Annotated in this window: 16 protein-coding genes and 1 pseudogene; 6 read left to right on the top strand and 11 right to left on the bottom strand. The window is 68.9% G+C overall.

Going from position 1 to position 18991, the window contains the following annotated elements; translation table 11 throughout:
• The 5 genes and pseudogenes from QZ753_RS07505 to QZ753_RS07485 form a co-directional block, all read right to left on the bottom strand.
• Positions 1-218: pseudogene (locus QZ753_RS07505) on the bottom strand (hypothetical protein); the annotation flags it as partial.
• Positions 219-220: 2 nt separating this feature from the next.
• On the bottom strand, positions 221-1249 hold the full coding sequence (locus QZ753_RS07500) for a Gfo/Idh/MocA family oxidoreductase (RefSeq protein ID WP_294642423.1): 1029 nt from the start codon (positions 1247-1249) through the stop codon (positions 221-223).
• Positions 1250-1274: 25 nt separating this feature from the next.
• Positions 1275-2102 carry a phosphogluconate dehydrogenase C-terminal domain-containing protein gene (locus QZ753_RS07495; protein ID WP_294642421.1) on the bottom strand — a complete coding sequence of 276 codons (828 nt, stop codon included), beginning with the start codon at positions 2100-2102 and terminating at the stop codon, positions 1275-1277.
• A gap of 84 nt (positions 2103-2186) precedes the next feature.
• Positions 2187-2399 carry a dodecin gene (locus QZ753_RS07490; RefSeq protein ID WP_294642419.1) on the bottom strand — a complete coding sequence of 71 codons (213 nt, stop codon included), beginning with the start codon at positions 2397-2399 and terminating at the stop codon, positions 2187-2189.
• A gap of 86 nt (positions 2400-2485) precedes the next feature.
• Complete coding sequence (locus QZ753_RS07485; RefSeq protein ID WP_294642418.1) at positions 2486-3130, bottom strand: helix-turn-helix transcriptional regulator; 645 nt, start codon at positions 3128-3130, stop codon at positions 2486-2488.
• A gap of 308 nt (positions 3131-3438) precedes the next feature.
• On the opposite strand from QZ753_RS07485, the gene QZ753_RS07480 reads away from it, so the two are divergent.
• On the top strand, positions 3439-4470 hold the full coding sequence (locus tag QZ753_RS07480; RefSeq protein WP_294642416.1) for a YihY/virulence factor BrkB family protein: 1032 nt from the start codon (positions 3439-3441) through the stop codon (positions 4468-4470).
• Positions 4471-4492: 22 nt separating this feature from the next.
• Here the strand turns inward: QZ753_RS07480 and QZ753_RS07475 are convergent, their stop codons facing one another.
• Positions 4493-6694, bottom strand: coding sequence for an FAD-dependent oxidoreductase (locus tag QZ753_RS07475; RefSeq protein WP_294642415.1), 2202 nt, complete (start codon positions 6692-6694; stop codon positions 4493-4495).
• A 143-nt stretch (positions 6695-6837) separates the two neighbouring features.
• Between QZ753_RS07475 and QZ753_RS07470 the strand changes: the two genes are divergently transcribed.
• Positions 6838-7623: an EAL domain-containing protein gene (locus QZ753_RS07470; protein ID WP_294642413.1), complete on the top strand. Its 786-nt coding sequence runs from the start codon at positions 6838-6840 to the stop codon at positions 7621-7623.
• 26 nt (positions 7624-7649) lie between these two features.
• Here QZ753_RS07470 and QZ753_RS07465 read toward each other — a convergent pair whose 3' ends face one another.
• Both QZ753_RS07465 and QZ753_RS07460 read right to left on the bottom strand, forming a co-directional pair.
• Positions 7650-8858, bottom strand: a complete 1209-nt coding sequence (locus tag QZ753_RS07465) for an acetyl-CoA C-acetyltransferase (RefSeq protein ID WP_294642411.1) — start codon at positions 8856-8858, stop codon at positions 7650-7652.
• 29 nt (positions 8859-8887) lie between these two features.
• Positions 8888-10684 (bottom strand): acyl-CoA dehydrogenase C-terminal domain-containing protein, encoded by a 1797-nt coding sequence (locus tag QZ753_RS07460; protein ID WP_294642409.1) that lies wholly within the window; start codon positions 10682-10684, stop codon positions 8888-8890.
• A 194-nt stretch (positions 10685-10878) separates the two neighbouring features.
• Here QZ753_RS07460 and QZ753_RS07455 point away from each other — a divergent pair, with 194 nt between their 5' ends.
• The gene (locus tag QZ753_RS07455; RefSeq protein ID WP_294642407.1) at positions 10879-12702 is read left to right on the top strand and encodes an aminopeptidase P family protein; all 1824 of its coding nucleotides are present in this window, start codon (positions 10879-10881) and stop codon (positions 12700-12702) included.
• Between the two features lie 12 nt (positions 12703-12714).
• On the opposite strand, the gene QZ753_RS07450 is transcribed toward QZ753_RS07455, so the two are convergent.
• Positions 12715-13203, bottom strand: coding sequence for a BA14K family protein (locus QZ753_RS07450; RefSeq protein ID WP_294642406.1), 489 nt, complete (start codon positions 13201-13203; stop codon positions 12715-12717).
• A 125-nt stretch (positions 13204-13328) separates the two neighbouring features.
• Positions 13329-13841, bottom strand: a complete 513-nt coding sequence (locus tag QZ753_RS07445) for a BA14K family protein (protein WP_294642404.1) — start codon at positions 13839-13841, stop codon at positions 13329-13331.
• A gap of 220 nt (positions 13842-14061) precedes the next feature.
• On the opposite strand from QZ753_RS07445, the gene QZ753_RS07440 reads away from it, so the two are divergent.
• From QZ753_RS07440 to QZ753_RS07430, 3 genes are all read left to right on the top strand, one after another.
• Positions 14062-15582 (top strand): chromosome partitioning protein ParA, encoded by a 1521-nt coding sequence (locus tag QZ753_RS07440; RefSeq protein ID WP_294642402.1) that lies wholly within the window; start codon positions 14062-14064, stop codon positions 15580-15582.
• A 172-nt stretch (positions 15583-15754) separates the two neighbouring features.
• Positions 15755-16228, top strand: coding sequence for a hypothetical protein (locus tag QZ753_RS07435; RefSeq protein WP_294642400.1), 474 nt, complete (start codon positions 15755-15757; stop codon positions 16226-16228).
• Positions 16225-16806 carry a hypothetical protein gene (locus tag QZ753_RS07430; protein ID WP_294642398.1) on the top strand — a complete coding sequence of 194 codons (582 nt, stop codon included), beginning with the start codon at positions 16225-16227 and terminating at the stop codon, positions 16804-16806. The genes QZ753_RS07435 and QZ753_RS07430 overlap by 4 nt, the downstream gene beginning before the upstream one ends.
• Before the next feature lie 367 nt (positions 16807-17173).
• Here QZ753_RS07430 and QZ753_RS07425 read toward each other — a convergent pair.
• Positions 17174-18991: 3'-5' exonuclease (locus tag QZ753_RS07425; protein WP_294642396.1), on the bottom strand; the 1818-nt coding region annotated here is incomplete at its 5' end.

Here is an 18991-nt window from a genome sequence, read left to right as displayed (position 1 = left end):
CCGGCGTCCTCGACGTCGAGATCGAGGATCGGCGGATCGTAGGTTCCCCAGTCCCGGTCGCGCACGACATAGGCGATCGAGCGCAGGACCTCGATGCCGGCGAAGGACACGGCGCGCAGGTTGCCCGACACGAGGTCCGCCGTGAGCCGCCCCGCCTGAAGGCGCCGGACCGGGGCGACCGGATCGCGCGTTCCGAAGAGCTTCAGCGCGTCGGCCATCGTCAGACCTCGGACGGGTCGAGCGTCGCGCCGCTCGCAGCGCGGCGATAGGCGGCCTCGACGAGGGCGAAGGTCTTCAGGTTGTCGCGGCCCGACGTCGCGGGCTCCGCGCCCGCGCGAAGCGTCTCGACCCAGTGGTGCTGGATCAGCGCGACGCTCTCTTGAATGTTGTGCCAAGGACGCGAGGCCCAGGGGAGAAGCGGTGGCGACACGTCCTCGTGCCGCGTGCCGTTCGGGCCGGTGACCGTCAGGCGGTAGCCCTCGTCGAGGCGGATCGTCCCGGTCGCCCCGTCGATCTCGACCAGCGTCTGGGGAAAACGCTCGGTCTCGAGCCTCGTGGCGTAGGAGCAGTCCACCACCGACGGAAAGCCCGCCTCGTGGTCGAGGAGCATCGTCGCGACGTCCTCGCCGCGGATGCGGGGATTGACGCGGGCTGTGCGTGCGGTGATGCGGGCGACGTCGCCGAACAGGAAGCGCGCGATGTCGAGGGCATGGATGCCGAGGTCCTCGATGATGAAGCGCTCGCCTTCCGCAAGATACGGCTGGCCCGCATAGACGTCGTAGGCCGAGCGGAACGAGACGCGGCCGAAGAACGGGGCGCCGATCTCGCCGGTGTCGAGAACGCGGCGCACCGCCTGGATCGGCGACTGCCAGCGGAAGTTCTCGTGGATCATCAGCGGCACGCCGGCGGCCTCGCAGGCCTCGACCATCGCCCGCGCGTCGTCGATCGTCGGCGCGATGGGCTTCTGGCAGATCGCCGGGATCTGCAGCGAGGCGGCAAGTTCCACCAGCGCGCGGTGGCTCGGCGCGGTGGTGGCGATGTCGACGAAGTCGGGCCGCACCTCGCGCAGCATCGTCGCGGCATCCCTGTAGCGGGCCTCGACCGCGAAGCTGTCGCCCGTTTCGGCGAGCCGCGCCTCGTCGCGGTCGCAGATCGCGACGATGGACACGCCCGGGATGTCGTTCCAGGCGTGCATCTGGTTGCGGGCAAAGAAGCCGCACCCGATCAGGGCGCCGCGCAACTCGCTCATGGGTCCGGCTCCGTGCGGTCTCGGGTCAGGTGATGCGGCGGATGGAGGCCATCAGCTCGTCCGGCTCGAAGACGCGCTTCCAGTCGTCGCGCATCAGGGCCGGCTTGCCGAACTCGATCGCCTTGTTGCATGCGTCGGAGAAGACGCCCGGCGTCTCCTCGAAAATCACGGCGCCGAGCACGTTCATGTGGCCGAGCAGGAAGTCGCGGGCGGCTTGCCTCGGCACGCCGCGGCGGACCACCTCGTCCATCGCCTCGCGCATGACGACGAGAAGGCTCGCCGTCACCGTCTCCGAGAGGCCGGGCTCCAGAAGCGCCATCTGCTCTACCGTGATGCGGTGCGAGCGCATCACCGGCGCCCAGATCACCTTGGCGATCTCCTCGCCGAGCGCGTAGGCCTCGTCCGGCCCCTGCATCAGCGCCGAGACGATGTGCTGCTTGGCCGCGACGCCGCCGAAGAAGTCGCGCTTGGCGGCCTCGTCGGTCTCGTCGTTGAAGATCGGCGGGTGGCAGGGGTGGGTGACGAAATAGGTGAGGTCGGCGCGCTCCGGCAGGTGGCCGGCAAACGGCGCGGCGGCATCGAGGATCATCACCATCGTGCCGGGCTCGAGCTTCGCCTCGATGCCGGACAGGACGCGGCCGATCAGCGTGTCGGGCACCGCCAGGACGACGACCTCGGCACCGTCCAGCGCCTCGTCCTCGTCGACGCAGGTGACGCCGAGATGGGTCTTCAGCCGTTCGCGGCCGGCGTCGGAACGCTCCACGTGGCGCACGTCGAAGCGCGAGCCCTTGAGATTGCCGGCGAGGCGCGTGCCCATCTTTCCGCCGGCCCCGAACAGGGCGATCGATGTCATGGAGGATCCTCGAAAGATTGGAACCTCCATGGCGTCGCACGAGAAGCCGACACTCGTCAACTGGTATGACGAGTATCTGTGCGCTTAGGAATCGTCCAGCGTGAAGCCGATCTTCAACCCGACCTGATAATGGGCGACCCGGCCGTCCTCGACATGGCCCCGCGTCTCGGTCACCTCGAACCAGCGGATGTTGCGCACCGACTTCGCGGCGTCGGCAATCGCGTTCTCGATCGCCTTCTCGATCGATTCGGGCGACGAACCGACGATTTCGATGATCTTGTAGGTGTGTTCCGACACGAGCGTCCTCCGATGGCACAGCCGCTCGGACACCCGAGCGCTCCCTTCTTTCTAGGCGCGCACGGAGCGGCGCACAGGGCGGCGCGCTACTGGCTGACCCAGAGGATGCGCGCGATCCACTCGATCTCGGCGAGCGGAAACTGGCGGTCGGGAAACTCGGGGTTCACCGAGGCAAGCTCGATCGTGCGCGCCGTCTGGCGCTGGAGCACCTTGACCATGACCTCGCCGCCCTTGGTGCGAACCACCACGCGGTCGCCGCGCCGCACCGGGGCGCCGGGCTTCACCACCACGATGTCGCCGTCGCGGTAAAGCGGCATCATCGACTGCCCCGACACTTCGAGCGCATAGAGCGAATCGTCGGCGCCCGGCAGTTCGACCTCCTCCCAGCCCTGGCCGGCGGGAAAGCCCGCATCGTCGAAATAGCCGCCCGCGCCGGCTTCCGCGCTGCCGAGCAGCGGGACGGAGCTGCGCGGCGGCGGAACCGGGCGCATCGATCGGAGGCTCGCCTCCGGGCCGGCGAAGAAGTCTTCCGAACTCGTGCCCGTCGCCTCCAGAACCTTGGCAATCGATTCGGTGGAGGGCCAGCGCGGGCGGCCGTCCGGCGCGTTGCGCTTGGACTTGTTGAAGGTCGTCGGATCGAGGCCCGCCTTGCGCGCCAGACCCGACGGCGACATCTTCAGCCGGGCGGCGAGGCCGTCGATCGCGGCCCAGATCCTGTCGTGCGACAGCATGCGGCAAACCTCTCGTTGCGGGAGGGGCGACCCGGTCCGGCCACCGTTTCGAGGAATATAGTCCTCGTCACAATGTGTCTAGGATGCCGCTCCCGCCCTGTCGACAAGTCGGCTTCGGTTTCCGCGGCCTGGTCGGTGGGACAGGTCGGTTTTCCACGGTTTTGCCGGGATGCGGCACCCGGCCGCGCCGGCGATCTTTCCGCCCCATGGTGGAACCCTTCGATCAAATGCGGCATTTCTCCGAATAGATCGTGGCGGGCCTCCGCCTGCCGTCGGTTGGCGTCGATGTTTCGCGTAGAAGGCTTGGGATGAGTTCGATCGGCTTCCGCTTCGCGCCCAACACCACCGAGGAAACGCGCATGCGCGCGAGCGAGCCCGGCCGCGGGCGCGACGCGACGGGGCCCTTCGGCATCCCGTGGGCCGGCTGGAAGGACATCATCGGCCGGCTCTACTATTCGTTCTTCGAAGACCGCGTGATGCTGATCGCGGCGGGCGCGACCTTCTATCTTCTCCTGGCGCTGTTTCCTGCCTTCGCCGTCTTCGTCTCGTTCTACGGGATCGTCGCCAACCCGACCACGATCGCCGACCACATCGCGTTCATCGGGCGCTTCCTCCCGCAGGCCGGCACCGACATCCTCACCTCGCAGCTCGAAAGCCTCGTCTCGCGCGATCCGGCTTCGCTTTCTTTGAGCTTCGTGACGGGCCTCCTGTTCTCGCTGTGGAGCGCCAACAACGGCATCAAGACGCTGTTCGAGGCGATGAACGTCGCCTACGGCGAGCACGAGCAGCGCTCGTTCCTGAAGCTCAACGCGGTCGCCTTCTGCTTCACGATCGGCGCCTTCTTCATCGCCACGATCCTGTTCGTCTCGGTCGGCGTGGTGCCGGCGGTGATGGCGATCGTCGGCGCGCAAAGCTACACCGACGAGCTCGTCGCCGCCGCGCGCTGGCCGGTGGTGTTCGTGGTGATCGTCGGTGCGATCAGCATGGTCTACCGCTACGGGCCGAGCCGCAACCGGGCGCGCTGGAGCTGGGTCTTCTTCGGCGCCATGCTGACCGCCTCGGTCTGGCTCGCCGCCTCGATCGGCTTCTCCTGGTACCTGCGGTCCTTCGCCAACTACTCGGTGACCTACGGCTCGCTCGGCGCGGCGATCGGCTTCATGATGTGGGTCTGGATCTCGTCGATCATCTTCATCGTCGGCGCCGAGGTGAACGCCGAGATGGAACATCAGACCGCGATGGACACGACCGACGCCCCGGACAAGCCGCTCGGCGAGCGGGGCGCGCGCGTCGCCGACACGATCGGTCGCTCGCTGGCGCGCGAGAAGCGCGAGGGGGCGTGACCCCCTCGCCGGTTCCCTGTCGTCAGGCCGCCGCCCTGGCTGGGGCGAAGCGCGAGTAGAAGCTTTCGCCGCGTGCCGCCATATCTTTCAGAAGCGGCGTCGGGCGGAAGCGCTCGCCATGCCGCTCGGCGAGCCTCTCGCAGAGCGCCACGAAGGACGCTACACCCATTCCGTCGATGTAGCTGAGCGTCCCACCCGTGTAGGGCGCGAAGCCGAAGCCGAGGATCGAGCCGACATCGGCCTCGCGCGGATCGGTGACGACACCCTCCTCGACGGTCCGCGCCGCCTCGAGCGCCATCGTGACGAGGAAGCGCTGCTTCAATTCCTCGAAATCCACCTCGTCCGGGGACTTCTGCGGGAACTTGTCCTTGAGGCCCGGCCAGATGTGCTTCTTCGCGGGCTTGGCCGGATAGTCGTAGAAGCCCTTGCCGGCCTTGCGGCCGAGCCGGCCCTCCTCGTCCACCATCTCATTGACGAGGGCGAAGTGGCGCGGGTCGATCGCCCCTTCGCCCATGTCGCGGATCGTCGCCTTCATGATCTTCTGGGAGAGGTCGACCGCCGTCTCGTCGTTGAGCGCGAGGGGGCCCACCGGCATGCCGGCGAACTTCGCCGCGTTCTCGATCATCACCGGCGGCACGCCCTCGACCAGCATGTCGTAGGCTTCCGTCATGTAGCGGAGCACGCAGCGGTTGGCGAAGAAGCCGCGCGTGTCGTTGACGACGATCGGCGTCTTCTTGATCGCGCGCACGAAGTCGAGCGCGACGGCGAGCGCCCTGTCGCCGGTCTCCTTGCCGAGGATCACCTCGGTCAGCATCATCCGGTCGACGGGCGAGAAGAAGTGGATGCCCACAAAGCGCGAGGCGTCGGGAAAGGCTTCCGCGAGGCTCGTGATCGGCAGGGTCGAGGTGTTGGAGGCGAAGATCGCGTCCGGCTTCAGCACGTCGGCCACGCGCCGGCTCACCTCGGCCTTCACGTCGCGGTCCTCGAACACGGCCTCGATCACGAGATCGGCGTCTGCGAGCGCGGCGTAGTCGGGCGTCGCCGTGATGCGGGCGAGCAGCGCCTCGGCCTCGTCGGCCTTGGCGCGGCCCTTCTTGACGAGCCCTTCCATCAGGCTCGCCGAATGCGCCTTGCCCTTGTCGGCGGCTTCTTGGGTCTGGTCGACCAGCACCACCTCGATGCCGGCCTTCGCCGCGACATAGGCGATGCCGGCGCCCATGAAGCCGGCGCCGACGACGCCGACCTTGGCAATCGCCTGCTCGGGCACGCCGGCCGGGCGACGCGCGCCCTTGTTCAGCGCCTGCATCGAGACGAACAGCGAGCGGATCATCATCGCCGCCTCGGTCGTCTGCAGGACCTCGGTGAAGTAGCGCTGCTCGATCCGGAGCCCCGTGTCGATCGGGACGAGCAGGCCCTCGTAGACGCATTTCACGATGGCGCGGGCGCCGGGATAGTTGTCGGCGGTCTCCTTGCGGTAGAGCGAGGCGACGGCAGGCCAGACCTGCGCGCCGGCGGGGGAGTAAACCGGCCCGGACGGCAGCTTAAAGCCCTTCTCGTCCCAGGCCTTCACGGGCTTCAGGCCAGCCTTCAGCATGGCCTTCGCCGCCTCGATCAGCTGGTCGTCGGGCACGACCTCGTCGATCAACTTCATGCCCTTGGCCTTGGCGGCGGTCAGCGTCTCGCCCTTCAGGAGCATCTGGAGCGCGCTTTGCGTATCGGCGAGGCGGGGCACGCGCTGCGTTCCGCCGGCGCCGGGGAAGATGCCGACCTTCACCTCAGGCAGGCCCATCCTGGCGCTCTGGGCGGCGACGCGCCCGTGGCAGGCGAGCGCCAGCTCGAAGCCGCCGCCCATGCAGGTGCCGTTGATCGCGCAGACATAGGGCTTGCCCGATGTCTCGAGCTTGCGCCAGATCCGGCCCATCTCGCCGCAGCGCTCGAAGAGCTCGGCGACGGCGCCCTGCGGGTCGCTCTTCCGCTTCGCGTCGAAGGCTGAGAACATGGCACCGAGCATGTTCAGGTCGGCGCCGCCGGTGAAGGTTCCGTTCTTGCCGGAGGCGAGCACCACGCCCTTCACGGCCGCATCGGCGGCGAAGGTGTCGACCAGCGTCTCGATCTCGCGCAGAACCTCTTCGGTGAAGACGTTCATCGAGCGGTCCGGCATGTCCCAGGTGACGAGGGCCAAGCCGTCCGCGTCGGTCTCGACGGTGAAGTTGCGAAGATCCATGCGTGTCTCCCGAACGAACGATCTGCGGCGCTGAAAGCCCGCGGAAATGCTTAGGCAGGCTAGCAAAAGCCCTTGGTCTTCAGGGATTCCCAAGACCTGTTGCGTAGAATCAGTCCCATCAAAAACGCGATGGGACCGGGGCGATGGCGACGGACTGCGAAGGGTGCCGCTCGGGCAAGCCGCTCGACTTCGACTTCTCGATGGCCTTCCAGCCGATCTTCGACATCGCCGCGTCGCGCGTGTGGGGCTACGAAGCGCTGATCCGGGGAACGGCGGGCGAGGGGGCCTACGCGATCCTCTCCAAGGTGTCCGACGAGCAGCGCTACCGGTTCGACCAGGCCTGCCGCGTGAAGGCGCTGGAACTGGCCGCCCGTCTCTTCCCACGTGGCGAGAACACGCGCCTGTCGATCAACTTCCTGCCCAACGCGGTCTACGAGCCGGCGGCGTGCCTGCGCGCGACGCTGATCGCCGCGCGCCGCCATGATTTCCCGCTTCAGTCGCTGATGTTCGAGTTCACCGAGAACGAGGAGATCGTCGACACCGGCCATCTCCAGAACATCTTGACCGAATACCGGCGCCAGGGCTTCATCACGGCGCTCGACGACTTCGGCGCCGGCTATGCCGGCCTGACGCTGCTCGCCGACTTCCAGCCCGACCTCATCAAGCTCGACATGAAGCTGATCCGCGGCATCGAGGTCAGCCGGCCGCGCCAGATCATCGTGGCGACGATCGCCACCGCCGCGCGCGAGCTCGGCATCCAGGTGCTTGCCGAGGGCGTCGAGACCGAGGACGAGTTCACCATCCTGAAGGCGGCCGGCATCACGCTGTTCCAGGGATACTGGTTCGCCAAGCCCGCCTTCGAAGCCCTGCCGCCGATCGACATGTCGGTCCGCGCCACCCACCGGGCGGACCGCAGCCGGGTCGCCTGACCGCCGGGAGCGCGGCGCCGTCCGCATCACACGCGCTCAATGATCGTTGCCGTGCCCATGCCGGCGCCGATGCACAGCGTGACGAGCGCCGTCTGTTTGTCCTGGCGCTCCAGTTCGTCGAGCACCGTGCCGAGGATCATCGCGCCGGTCGCGCCGAGCGGATGGCCCATGGCGATCGCGCCGCCGTTGACGTTCATGACGGCCGGGTCGATCTCGAAGGCCTGAAGGTAGCGCAGGACGACCGCCGCGAACGCCTCGTTCAGCTCGAAGAGGTCGATGTCGGACAGCTTCATGCCGGAGCGATCGAGAAGCTTCTTCGTCACGTCCACCGGCCCGGTCAGCATCAGCGCGGGGTCCGAGCCGATCGAGGCGAAGGCACGGATGCGGGCTCTCGGCTTCAGGCCGAGCGTCTCGCCAGCCGCCTTCGAACCCAAGAGCACCGCCGCCGCACCGTCCACGATGCCCGACGAGTTGCCGGCATGGTGGACGTGATTGACCGCCTCGATCTCCGGATGCGCCTGGATCGCGACCGCATCGTATCCGCCCATCTCGCCCATCATGGCGAAGGAGGCGTTGAGCGAGCCCAGCGACTGCATGTCGGTCGAGGGGCGCATGTGCTCGTCGCGGTCGAGGATCGTCAGCCCGTTCTGGTCCCTTACCGGGATCACAGAGCGCTGAAAGCGGCCTTCGTCCCAGGCTCTCGCCGCGCGCTTCTGCGATTCCACGGCGTAAGCGTCGACGTCGTCTCGGCTGAAGCCGTATTTCGTGGCGATGAGGTCGGCCGAGACGCCCTGCGGCATGAAGTAGGCAGGGATACCGACCGAGGGATCCATGATCCAGGCGCCGCCCGACATGCCCATGCCGACGCGCGACATGGATTCGACGCCGCCCGCGATCACGAGTTCGTCCGAGCCCGCCGCGATCTTGGCCGCCCCGAGGTTCACCGCGTCGAGCCCGGATGCGCAGAAGCGCGAGATCTGCATGCCGGGCGCGGCAAAGGCGTAGTCCGCCTCGAAGGCCGAGGCCTTCGGGATCACCGAGCCGGCCTCGCCGACCGGGTCGACGCAGCCGAAGATGATGTCGTCGACCTCGGCCGTCGGCAGGCCGTTGCGGTCGCGCACAGCCTCCAGCACCTTCGAGCCGAGCCGGACGGCCGGCACCTCGTGCAGCGAGCCGTCCTTCTTGCCGCGGCCGCGCGGGGTGCGCACGTGGTCGTAGATGAAAGCGTCGGTCATGAGATCTTCGTCTTTCCTGTGCGGCCGGATCAGAAGGCGTCGGCGTCGAGCGCCATCATCGAGTCGGCGCCCGACGAGATGCGGGCGAGGTGGGCGGCGGTCTCGGGCATGAGACGGTCCATGTAGAAGCGTGCCGTCACGAGCTTGTTCTCGAGGAACGATGTATCGTCGCCGGCGCCCGCCGCCAGCTTCTCCTGCGCGGCGTGCGCCATGCGGCCCCACATGTAGCCGAGCGCCACGAGCCCGAAGAGGTGCATGTAGTCGGTGGAGGCGGCGCCCGCGTTGTCGGGCTTGGCCATCGCGTTGGTCATCAGCCACATCGTGGCCGACTGGAGATCGTTGAGGCCCTTCTTCAAGGACTTGGTGAAGGGCGCCATCGCTTCCGTGGAACGGTGCTCCTCGCAGAAGGCGCCGACCTCCTTGAAGAAGGCCTGGATCGCCCGGCCGCCGTTCAGCGCCAGCTTGCGCCCGACGAGGTCGAGCGCCTGGATGCCGTTGGCGCCCTCGTAGATCTGGGCGATGCGCGCATCGCGCACGAACTGCTCCATGCCCCATTCGCGCACGTATCCGTGGCCGCCGTAGACCTGCTGCGCCATCACGGCGTTCTCGAAGCCCTTGTCGGTGAGGACGCCCTTGATGACGGGGGTGAGCAGGCCCATCCAGTCGTCGGACGCCTCGCGGACCTTAGCGTCCTCGGCGCGGTGCGACAGGTCGCCCCGCAGCGCCGTCCAGAGGATCAGCGCGCGGCCCGCCTCGTTGACGGCGCGGATCGTCATCAGCATGCGGCGCACGTCGGGGTGGACGATGATCGGGTCGGCCGCCTTCTCGCCGTGCTTGGAGCCGGCTAGCGCACGGCCCTGCAGGCGGTCGCGGGCATAGGCGACGGCGTTCTGGTAGGCGATCTCGGAGATCGCGAGCCCCTGCACGCCGACGCCGAGCCGCGCCTCGTTCATCATCGTGAACATCGCGCGCAGGCCCTTGTGCGCCTCGCCGACCAGCCAGCCCGTGGCCCCGTCGTAGTTCATGACGCAGGTCGCGTTGCCGTGGATGCCCATCTTCTCCTCGAGCGAGCCGCAGGAGACGCCGTTGCGGGTGCTGGGATTTCCGGCCTGGTCGGGCAGGAACTTCGGCACGATGAAGAGCGAAATGCCCTTCACGCCCTCCGGCGCGCCCTCGATGCGGGCGAGGACGAGGTGGACGATGTTCTCCGACAGGTCGTGCTCGCCGGCCGAGATGAAGATCTTCTGGCCCGAAATCCTGAACGTCCCGTCCTCCGCCGGCACCGCACGGGTGCGCAGGAGACCGAGGTCCGTGCCGCAATGGGGCTCGGTGAGGTTCATGGTGCCGGTCCAGATGCCGTCCACCATCTTCGGCAGGTACAGCGCCTTCTGCTCGTCGGAGCCGTGGCTTTCGATCGCCGCGATCGCGCCGCGCGTCAGGCCGGGATACATGGCAAAGGCCATGTTGGCCGAGGAGAGGAACTCGTTGACCGCCGCCGCCAGCGTGTGCGGCAGGCCCTGACCGCCGAACTCCGGGCTCGCCGAAAGGCCGCCCCAGCCCGCCTCGCGAAACTGATTGTAGGCTTCCTTGAAGCCCTTCGGCGTCGTCACCGAGGCGTCGGCCGCGCGCTTGCAGCCCTCGTGGTCGCCGACTTGGTTGAGCGGCAGGAAGATGTCGGTCGCGAACTTGCCGGCTTCGCCGAGGATCGCCTCCACGACGTCGGGCGTCGCATCCGCAAAGCCCGGCAGGTTGCCGTGGCGTTCCCAGCCGAGGATGTCGTTGAGGACGAAGAGCGTATCGGCGACGGGGGCCTGATAGACCGGCATGACGGAACTCCCAGCGTCAAACTTTGACGTTTGCGTAAACGTCAGTGAGCGATCTCTACTCCCGTTCGAGCCTTCGATCAAGCGGGCTGCCCCGGCGCCGACCCGACCATTTCGGCGGATGGTGGATCGGGTCTTGAGATCGCCGGCCGAGACTGAAACAGAGAAAGGCGACAATGCAAGGAAGGGCCGGTTCCATGTTCCAGAGCTTCGACGAGGTGTCCGATTCCAGAGAGAGCGCCTCGCGCGTCGAGCGCCTGCGGGCGAGCCTCAAGGAGCCCGGCGTCGACGGGTTCGTGGTGCCGCGCGCCGACGAGCACCAGGGCGAGTACATCCCGGCCTCCGCCGACCGGCTGCGCTGGCTGACCGGCTTCACCGGCTCGGCCGGCACCGCGCTGGTGCTGCCGGAGGGCGCCGCGATCTTCGTCGACGGGCGCTACACGGTTCAGGTGCGCGCGCAGGTCGACGCCGCCGTGTTCGCCATCGAAAGCTCGGTCGACACGCCCCTCGGGACCTATCTTCGCGAGCATGCCAAGGGTCTGCGGATCGGCATCGACCCGTGGCTTCACACGGTCGGGGAGGTGGCGGCGCTCCGCACCGCCATGGTCGAGGCCGGCGGCGAACTCGTCGCCCTTCGCCACAACCCGCTCGATCGGGTCTGGCAGGACCGGCCGGAGCCGCCGAAAGGCGCGGTCTCGGCCCACCCGCAGGCGCTCGCCGGCCGATCGGGCGAGGAGAAGCTCGCGCAGATCCGCGACGCGCTTCGGAAGGCCGATGCCGACGCCACCGTCCTCACCGACCCGTCGTCCGTCGCCTGGACCTTCAACATCCGCGGCTCCGACGTGCCGCACACGCCGCTGCCCCTGTCCTTCGCGCTGATCCCGCGCGAGGCGCGCGCGACCCTCTTCATCGACCGCGACAAGCTCGGGGCGGACGCGCTGGACGCCCTCGCGCCGCTCGCCGACATCGCCGCGCCCGACGCGCTGGAGGCGGCACTCGGCGACATCGCCGACGGGCGCCGCGTCATGCTGGATCCCGCGCTCGCCGCCGACCGGCTGCGCGAGGTCGCGGAAGCGGCCGGCGGGACCGTGGTGCACGGCACCGACCCGGCGCGCCTGCCCCGCGCCCGGAAGAACGCCGTGGAGATCGAGGGCTCGCGCCGCGCCCACCTGCGCGATGGGGCGGCGGTCTGCGCCTTCCTCGCCTGGCTCGACGCGCAGGCGCCCGGCAGCCTCGACGAGATCGGCGCCGCCGAAGCGCTGGAAGCTTTCCGCGCGCGTCACGGCGAAGCGGACAGTCAGCCACTGCGCGATCTGTCCTTCGACACGATCTCGGCGGCCGGCCCCAACGCCGCGCTGCCGCACTACCGGGTGAATCGCCAGTCGAACCGCGTTCTGGCGGCGGGCGAGGTATTCCTGATCGATTCCGGCGCACAGTATCGCGACGGCACCACCGACATTACCCGTACGGTCGCGATCGGCGCGGTGAGCGACGAGGCGCGGCACAAGTTCACGCTGGTCTTGAAGGGCATGATCGCCGTCAGCCGCGCCCGCTTTCCGGTCGGCACGCGCGGCATCGATCTTGACCCCTTGGCGCGCGTCGCTCTCTGGCGGGCCGGCTGCGACTACGCGCACGGCACCGGCCACGGTATCGGCTCGTATCTTGCCGTCCACGAGGGGCCGCAGTCGATCTCCAGGCGCGGCATGGCCGTCCTTGAGGAGGGGATGATCGTCTCGAACGAGCCGGGCTACTACCGCGAGGGTGCCTTCGGCATCCGCATCGAGAACCTCATCCTGGTGCTCCCGGCCGAGCGCATCGCCGGTGCCGATCTCGACACGCACACGTTCGAGACGCTGACCTTCGCGCCGATCGACCGGCGAATGATCGCCGTCGAGCATCTGGATGCCGAGGAGCGGGCCTGGCTCGACGTGTATCACGACGACGTGCGCGAGAAGATCGGCCCGCGCCTCGACGATGCGGCGCGCGCGTGGCTGGAGGCGGCGACGCGTCCGCTGGCGTGAGCGGGCGACCCGCTAGCGGCAGAGGCGGCGGGGGCCGGAGGACGGCTGGTAGGTCCCGCTTTCGGGATCGAACGAGCGGTAGCGCGTCTCGCAATATCGATACCAAGGGCCGGTGAAGGGGGCAGGCGTCTCCCCGCGCCGGACCACGGTCACGCTGCGCGGAGCCTCGGCATCCGCGAGCGCGGCGTCGAGATCGAAGGCGAGGATCGACCCGGCCGTGAGGGCGGGATCGTCGCGATAAAGGCCGGGTACCGGCGGCGCGGGGCGGGCGTAGTAGAGTGGTCCCGCTACCTGCGGCCCGCCGAATGCGCCGGACTTGCGCTGGTAGACGGGCGGCGAGACGGCGAGCGGGACTTTCGGGATCGGTCCGGACAGCGCGTAGACCGGCCGGTTGTAGGGATCGAGCCCGACATATTCCCATGCCGATGCGGGCAGGACCGACGAGGCGAGGCATGCCGCCGCGCCGAGCATCGCCACCACCGCCGGACGCCAGCCGACCATCCCAACCTCCTCGAACCCGACAACCCTTACCCGCTGGAAGTCGCAAGGCCGGCGCTTGGTTCCCGAACGCGAAACGGCCGCCCCGGATGGGGGCGGCCGCCGTCGAGATCGGACCGGTCAGGGCGTCAGCGGCAGAGCTGGCGCGGGCCGTTATAGGGCTGGAAGGTGCCCGACCGCGGATCGAAGGAGCGGTAGCGCTGGGCGCAGTAGCGGTACCACTCGCGCGTCCAAGGCTCGGCCCGGTAGGCCGGGGCGGCGTAGTAGCGCGGGGCGCGCTCGACATAGCGCGGCTGCGCGGCGCTGGCGATCGCCGCACCGACGCCGAGGCCGACGATCGCGCCGGCCACCGCCGCCCCGCCGCCGCCGCGGCGATAGCCGCGATGTCCGTAGCCGTAGCGGTGGCCGCCATAGTAGCGCTGACCGCCGTAATAGCCGCGGCCGCCATAGTAGCGCGGACCGCCCCAGCCGGCGCCGCGGAAGCCGCCGGGCCCGTAATGCGGGCCGTAGCGGTAGTAGGGGTCGGCCTTGGCGCTGGAAATGCCGACCAGCGGCGTCGTCGAGGGAAGGGCGGCGGGAACCATCGTCAGCGCCAGGGCGACAGCCAGGGTGCGCCCGGCAAGCCATTTCGGAATGCGCATGGAATTCCTCCGAACATACATGGGGATCATGCGCATTAACTGGTTCGCGACTGAACGGTTCCTGAACGGCTCCGCCGGACGAAAACGCGACCGGTCGCGACGGTGTGACCAGCCCGCACTCATCTGGAAAAATTGATTAATATTTCGTAAATGAGATTGCTTCGGTCCGAGGGGACCGGCAAGACCGGTTCGTGATCGGATCGAAAGGGAGTCGATAGGGATGAGCTCACCGCTGTCGTTCTTCTTTCGGCGTGACGGCCAGCGCCCGAGCGAGAACGCCGCCGAGCGCCCCGACTTCGGAAAGGTGATGGATCCCGTGGCCCCTCGCGCGTCCGCCCCCGCTCCCTCCAGCGCCCATGCCGGCTTCGTGCCGCCGCTCGACAGCATCGGTCAGCGCAACGAGATGCTGAAGGTGCGCATCGGCGAGATGGCCGAGCGGCTCGGCGACCTGCGCTCCCTCACCGACGACTTCTCCCAGCTCATCGGCCCGATCGAGACGATCGCCGAGGAACTGCCGCGATCCAAGTCCCGCATTCTGGAGCTCGAGGCCCTGCTCCAGCAGGAAATGGAGAGCGGGCAGGCGCTGCGACGCGAGGTCGACTCGCTGCTCGGCCGCTACTCCACCGCATCGAGCGAGCTGTCGACTGCGGTGTCGCGCGCGACGCGCCTCGAGAACCTTTTGCGCGAGCAGGAGACCGCCTTCGACGAACAGCGCCTGACGCTGCGCGAGAAGACGACGCATGCCAACGCGCTGGAGCGGCAGCTGCTCGCCGAGGTCGAGCAGAACCAGTCGCTCGCCCTTGAGGTGAAGACCCTGCGCGCCGAGGCGCAGGTGTCGGACCAGGCGCTTGCGGACGCCGAGCGGATGCTCGCCGAGGTCTCCGAGCGCCGGCAGATCTTGGAGCAGGAAAACCGCCGCTTCCAGAATCTCGCCGAAGAGCAGGCGGCCGAGCTCGTTTCGGCCGGCTCGCGCATGGACGAGCTGTCGAGCCAGGTCGAGGCGCATCTCCAGACCATCGCCCTTCAGGAATCCCACATCGCGGCAGAGCAGGCCGGTCGCCAGCGCGCCGTGGCGCAGCTCGAGACCGAACTCGCGGCCATGAAGACCGAGCGCTCCAGCGCTGCGATGAAGATCGAGGCGCTGTCGGCCCGCCTGATGGCGACGGACCAGATCCTCGCCCAGGTGCGCGGCCAGCTTCGCGAGCGCGAGGAGGCGATGCGCGCCGCCGAACGGGCCAACAAGGAGGCGATCGCCGAGCGCACGACCTTCGACCGGCGCCTGGAAGCCAGCAAGACGGAGGCCTCGCGCCTCCTGACGCAGCTTCAGGACGCGCAGAAGGGCCGGATGGAGCTCGAGGCGCGCGCCGACATGCTGGTCAAGGCGCTGGCGGCCAAGGACGCGGCGCTGGAAGGCGTGACGACCCGCGCCAACAACCTCTCGGACCGGGTCGAGGCGCTGACCCTGCGATTCGAGCAGGAGCGCCAGACGCTCGAGGCGGCGAACCGCCGCCTCATCGAGGAGTTGCAGACCGAGAAGGCCGAGCGCACGCTGGCGCAGGGCGCGCTCGACATCGCGCGCGAGAACCGCACGGCACTGCAGCGGCAGAACGAGACGCTGAAGCGGGCGACGCGCTCGCGCTCCGGCGATGCCGGGCTGATGGGCGACGGGCTGCACGACGGGCACGGTGGCGAAACCTCCTCCAACGTGCGACCGTTCATGATGCCCGAGAAGGGCGATTGAGGGCCGGACGGCTGCGACCGGCTCGGGCGGGCGAGGACCCGTTTCGAGCGAGCCGCGGCCTGCGGCCGGAAGGAAATGCACCGCAACCTATTGATGGGATGCGGCGAAATGGTCGAAGGTTCGGGGAGAGCCCTCGGCGGTGATGCGTGAGCGGCGGCAAAGGATCGGCATGATGGCCAACAGTGCAAGCGAAGAGATCGGCGTGAGCCTTCGTCAGAGCGTCTCGGAGCATGCGGGCTCCGGCCGCACCGACAGCGGCTTCGTCCTGGTCTCCAACAACGACCGGTCGGGCGCCGCGCGCGACTGGTCGGCGGCGCTCGATCTCGTGCGCGAGGCGAGCGAGGCGATCCGCATCCGCGACGAGCGCGCGACCGAGATGGAGATCGAGCACCGCCTCGATGCCGAGCGGGCGAGTGAGGAGATCCGCTCGCTGCAGGAGCAGCTCGACGAGGCCGAGGTGCGGCTGGCCGAGACCGAGGCGCGGGTGCGTCTGGCCGAGGCGCGCGCCGCTGAAGCCGAAACGTGGCTCGCCAAGATGCACGACACGATCGTCGGTAGCTTCGGGCAGGTGCTGTCCAGCGAAGATAGTGCCGAGGCGGAACTGCGCGCCGCGCTCGCCAGCGGGCGGCTTGGTATCGACGAATGAGCGCGGTTCGCGAGCCCGCCCCCTTTCCCGAGCTTGAGGCCGAGGTCATGGTGCAGTCGGAAGGGACGCGCGGGGCCGAGGTGACGACGCTCTACCCGGCGAACGAGGCCGCCGTGCCCGAGGCCGCCGTGCCCGAGGCCGCCGAAGTCGAGACGATGCCGGCCGGCGCCGCTCCGGCCAGCGCCGTGGCGCTCGCGGTCGGCCATCTGACGATCGAGCCGTCGCCGACCGACTGGACGCGCACGCTGACGCTGGTCGAGCGCACGGCCGCGACGATCCGCGCCTACGAGAAGCGCTTCGTTCAGCTGGAGAAGCAGTCCAAGGCGCTCGCCGACCGTTCCGCCGAGGACCAGCACCGGCTTCAGACGCACATCCAGTCGCTCGAGGAGCGGCTGCGCCAGTCCGAGGAGCGGGTCGTCACCGCCGAGACGGCGTTGCGCGATGCCGAGTATCACGAGTGGGAAGCCGACATGCGCGCCAAGCGCGCCGAGCAGCGCGCGCTCGAGGCCGAGGCCAAGTGCCGCCAGACGGAAGCCTATCTGCGCCGCGTGCACGAGCTCCTGGCCGGCGTCTCCTGATCGAGGGGGCAAGGTGATCAAAGATCGAGACGGGAAGGGCGGGGCGCTGGCGTCTCGCCCTTTCTGCATTCGGGCCGGATGATCCTCTCACCCTGCGGGCGTTGATCGGTCGATCGAGCGTTCTTAGGTCGGTGAGGACCCGTGGTGCGCGCGGGCGCGGCGCGATCCCGCAGGCCGTTCCGGCAACGACAAGGGGGAAGCGCGCCTCTCATGCTCGGCCTCCGGCGCCTCAAACCATTGTGGTGACGGAGCGAGGTGATCCGCTTGCAGGCGTTCGCCAGCAGGCCTGCTCCGGCGGACGCCCATGCCCCGTCGTTCGATCGAGCGGGAACCGCTCGACCGTTGAGCGCCCGAAGGTGCGCGGCGGTCAGGCCGGTTCCACGAACCCGTCGAGCACACGCTTCTGCCCGGCCCGGTCGAAGTCCACCGTCAGCTTGTTGCCTTCGACGAGCGCCACCGTGCCGCCGCCGAACTTGATGTGGAAGACGCGGTCGCCGGCGGAAAAGCGGCTCGGCTCGTCGGCGACCGACTTGGCGACCAGGGTGCCCTCGATCTCGCGCGGACCACCGGCGCGCGCCGAGGAGTAGAGACCGCCGCCCTTTCGCGGGGGCTGGTTGGCGCCGCGCGAGCGGTTGGCGGAGAACGGGTCGGTGAGGCGGCCCGCGAAACCCGACCGGTCTGGTCCGTTCGCCGGTGCTTCCTCGAAGCCGCCGGACGACCGTCCGCCGGCGCCGTCGCGCGCGATGTACTTGTCGGCGGTCGCCGCGGCACGCGATCGCGCGTCCGAGCCCGACACGCCGCCCTCGCCGTATTCGATCGCGCGGCCGCGCCCGCCGGCATAGCCGCCGGCGCCGCCCGAGGCCTGCGCCCGCCGCCAGCCCGGCGTGCCGTAGGAGGAGGTCGAGAAGGCGTTGCCGTCCCAGCGCGAGGCGCCGTAGCCGCCCATGCCGCCGGCGCCGTAGCCACCGTAGGAGGCGGAGGCTTCCATCACCTCGACATGCTCCTCGGGCAGTTCGTCGAGGAAGCGGGACGGGATCGTCGACTGCCACATGCCGTGGATGCGACGGTTGGAGACGAACCAGATCTTCACCCGCCGCTTGCCGCGCGTGATGCCGACATAGGCGAGGCGCCGTTCCTCCTCGAGCCCCGAACGTCCGCCCTCGTCGAGCGAGCGCTGGTGCGGGAAAAGGCCTTCCTCCCAGCCCGGCAGGAACACGGTCTCGAATTCGAGGCCCTTGGCCGAATGCAGCGTCATGATCGACACGGCGTCGGTCTCGGCGTTCTGCTCGGCGTCCATGACGAGGGCGATATGCTCCAGAAAGCCCGGCAGGCTTTCGTAGTCGTCCATGGAGCGGATGAGCTCCTTCAGATTTTCGAGCCGGCCCGGCGCTTCGGCCGACCGGTCGGCCTGCCACATCTCGGTATAGCCGGACTCGTCGAGGATCATCTCGCCGAGATCGGTGTGCCGCATGGTGGAGAGAAGCCCCGACCAGCGCTCGAAGTTGCGCACGACGTCGGCGAGCGCGGCGCGCGGGCGCGGCTTCAGCTCGTCGCCCTGCACGAGGTCGGCCGCCGCCGCGATGAGCGGCAGGCCCTTGGCGCGGGCATAGTCGTGCAGAAGGCGGATCGCGGCGTCGCCGAGGCCGCGTTTGGGCGTGTTGACGATGCGCTCGAAGGCCAGGTCGTCGGCCGGCTGGCAGACGCATCGGAAATAGGCCAGCGCGTCTCGGATCTCCTGCCGCTCGTAGAAGCGCGGGCCGCCGATCACGCGGTAGTTCAGGCCCAGCGTGACGAAGCGGTCCTCGAACTCGCGCATCTGGAACGAGGCGCGCACCAGGATCGCCATATCGTTGAGCTTGACGCCCTTGCGCTGGAGCTGCTCGATCTCCTCGCCGATCGCGCGCGCCTCCTCTTCCGAGTCCCAGCCCGCGTTGACCGTCACCTTCTCGTGTTCGGGATCGCGCAGGTCCGTGAAGAGCGTCTTGCCGAGCCGGTCCTCGTTGTTGGCGATGAGGCCGGCGGCCGCGCCCAGGATATGCTCGGTGGAGCGGTAGTTGCGCTCCAGCCGGATCACGGTCGCGCCGGGAAAGTCGCGCTCGAAGCGCAGGATGTTGTCGACCTCCGCGCCGCGCCAGCCGTAGATCGACTGGTCGTCGTCGCCGACGCAGCAGACGTTCACCTTGTC

The organism is uncultured Aureimonas sp., assembly GCF_913775355.1.
In the GTDB taxonomy this organism is placed as follows: Bacteria; Pseudomonadota; Alphaproteobacteria; order Rhizobiales; family Rhizobiaceae; genus Aureimonas.
Note: the sequence above shows the minus strand (reverse complement) of the source record. Positions and strands in the feature narration are given on the sequence as shown.

Excerpts from the sequence above, each read along its gene's own strand:
- QZ753_RS07495 (WP_294642421.1), bottom strand. The coding sequence starts at position 2,102 with ATGACATCGATCGCCCTGTTCGGGGCCGGCGGAAAGATGGGCACGCGC.
- QZ753_RS07465 (WP_294642411.1), bottom strand. The coding sequence starts at position 8,858 with ATGACCGACGCTTTCATCTACGACCACGTGCGCACCCCGCGCGGCCGC.
- QZ753_RS07455 (WP_294642407.1), top strand. The coding sequence starts at position 10,879 with ATGTTCCAGAGCTTCGACGAGGTGTCCGATTCCAGAGAGAGCGCCTCG.
- QZ753_RS07485 (WP_294642418.1), bottom strand. The coding sequence starts at position 3,130 with ATGCTGTCGCACGACAGGATCTGGGCCGCGATCGACGGCCTCGCCGCC.
- QZ753_RS07450 (WP_294642406.1), bottom strand. The coding sequence starts at position 13,203 with ATGGTCGGCTGGCGTCCGGCGGTGGTGGCGATGCTCGGCGCGGCGGCA.
- QZ753_RS07500 (WP_294642423.1), bottom strand. The coding sequence starts at position 1,249 with ATGAGCGAGTTGCGCGGCGCCCTGATCGGGTGCGGCTTCTTTGCCCGC.
- QZ753_RS07430 (WP_294642398.1), top strand. The coding sequence starts at position 16,225 with ATGAGCGCGGTTCGCGAGCCCGCCCCCTTTCCCGAGCTTGAGGCCGAG.
- QZ753_RS07475 (WP_294642415.1), bottom strand. The coding sequence starts at position 6,694 with ATGGATCTTCGCAACTTCACCGTCGAGACCGACGCGGACGGCTTGGCC.
- QZ753_RS07445 (WP_294642404.1), bottom strand. The coding sequence starts at position 13,841 with ATGCGCATTCCGAAATGGCTTGCCGGGCGCACCCTGGCTGTCGCCCTG.
- QZ753_RS07440 (WP_294642402.1), top strand. The coding sequence starts at position 14,062 with ATGAGCTCACCGCTGTCGTTCTTCTTTCGGCGTGACGGCCAGCGCCCG.
- QZ753_RS07470 (WP_294642413.1), top strand. The coding sequence starts at position 6,838 with ATGGCGACGGACTGCGAAGGGTGCCGCTCGGGCAAGCCGCTCGACTTC.
- QZ753_RS07480 (WP_294642416.1), top strand. The coding sequence starts at position 3,439 with ATGAGTTCGATCGGCTTCCGCTTCGCGCCCAACACCACCGAGGAAACG.
- QZ753_RS07435 (WP_294642400.1), top strand. The coding sequence starts at position 15,755 with ATGGCCAACAGTGCAAGCGAAGAGATCGGCGTGAGCCTTCGTCAGAGC.
- QZ753_RS07460 (WP_294642409.1), bottom strand. The coding sequence starts at position 10,684 with ATGCCGGTCTATCAGGCCCCCGTCGCCGATACGCTCTTCGTCCTCAAC.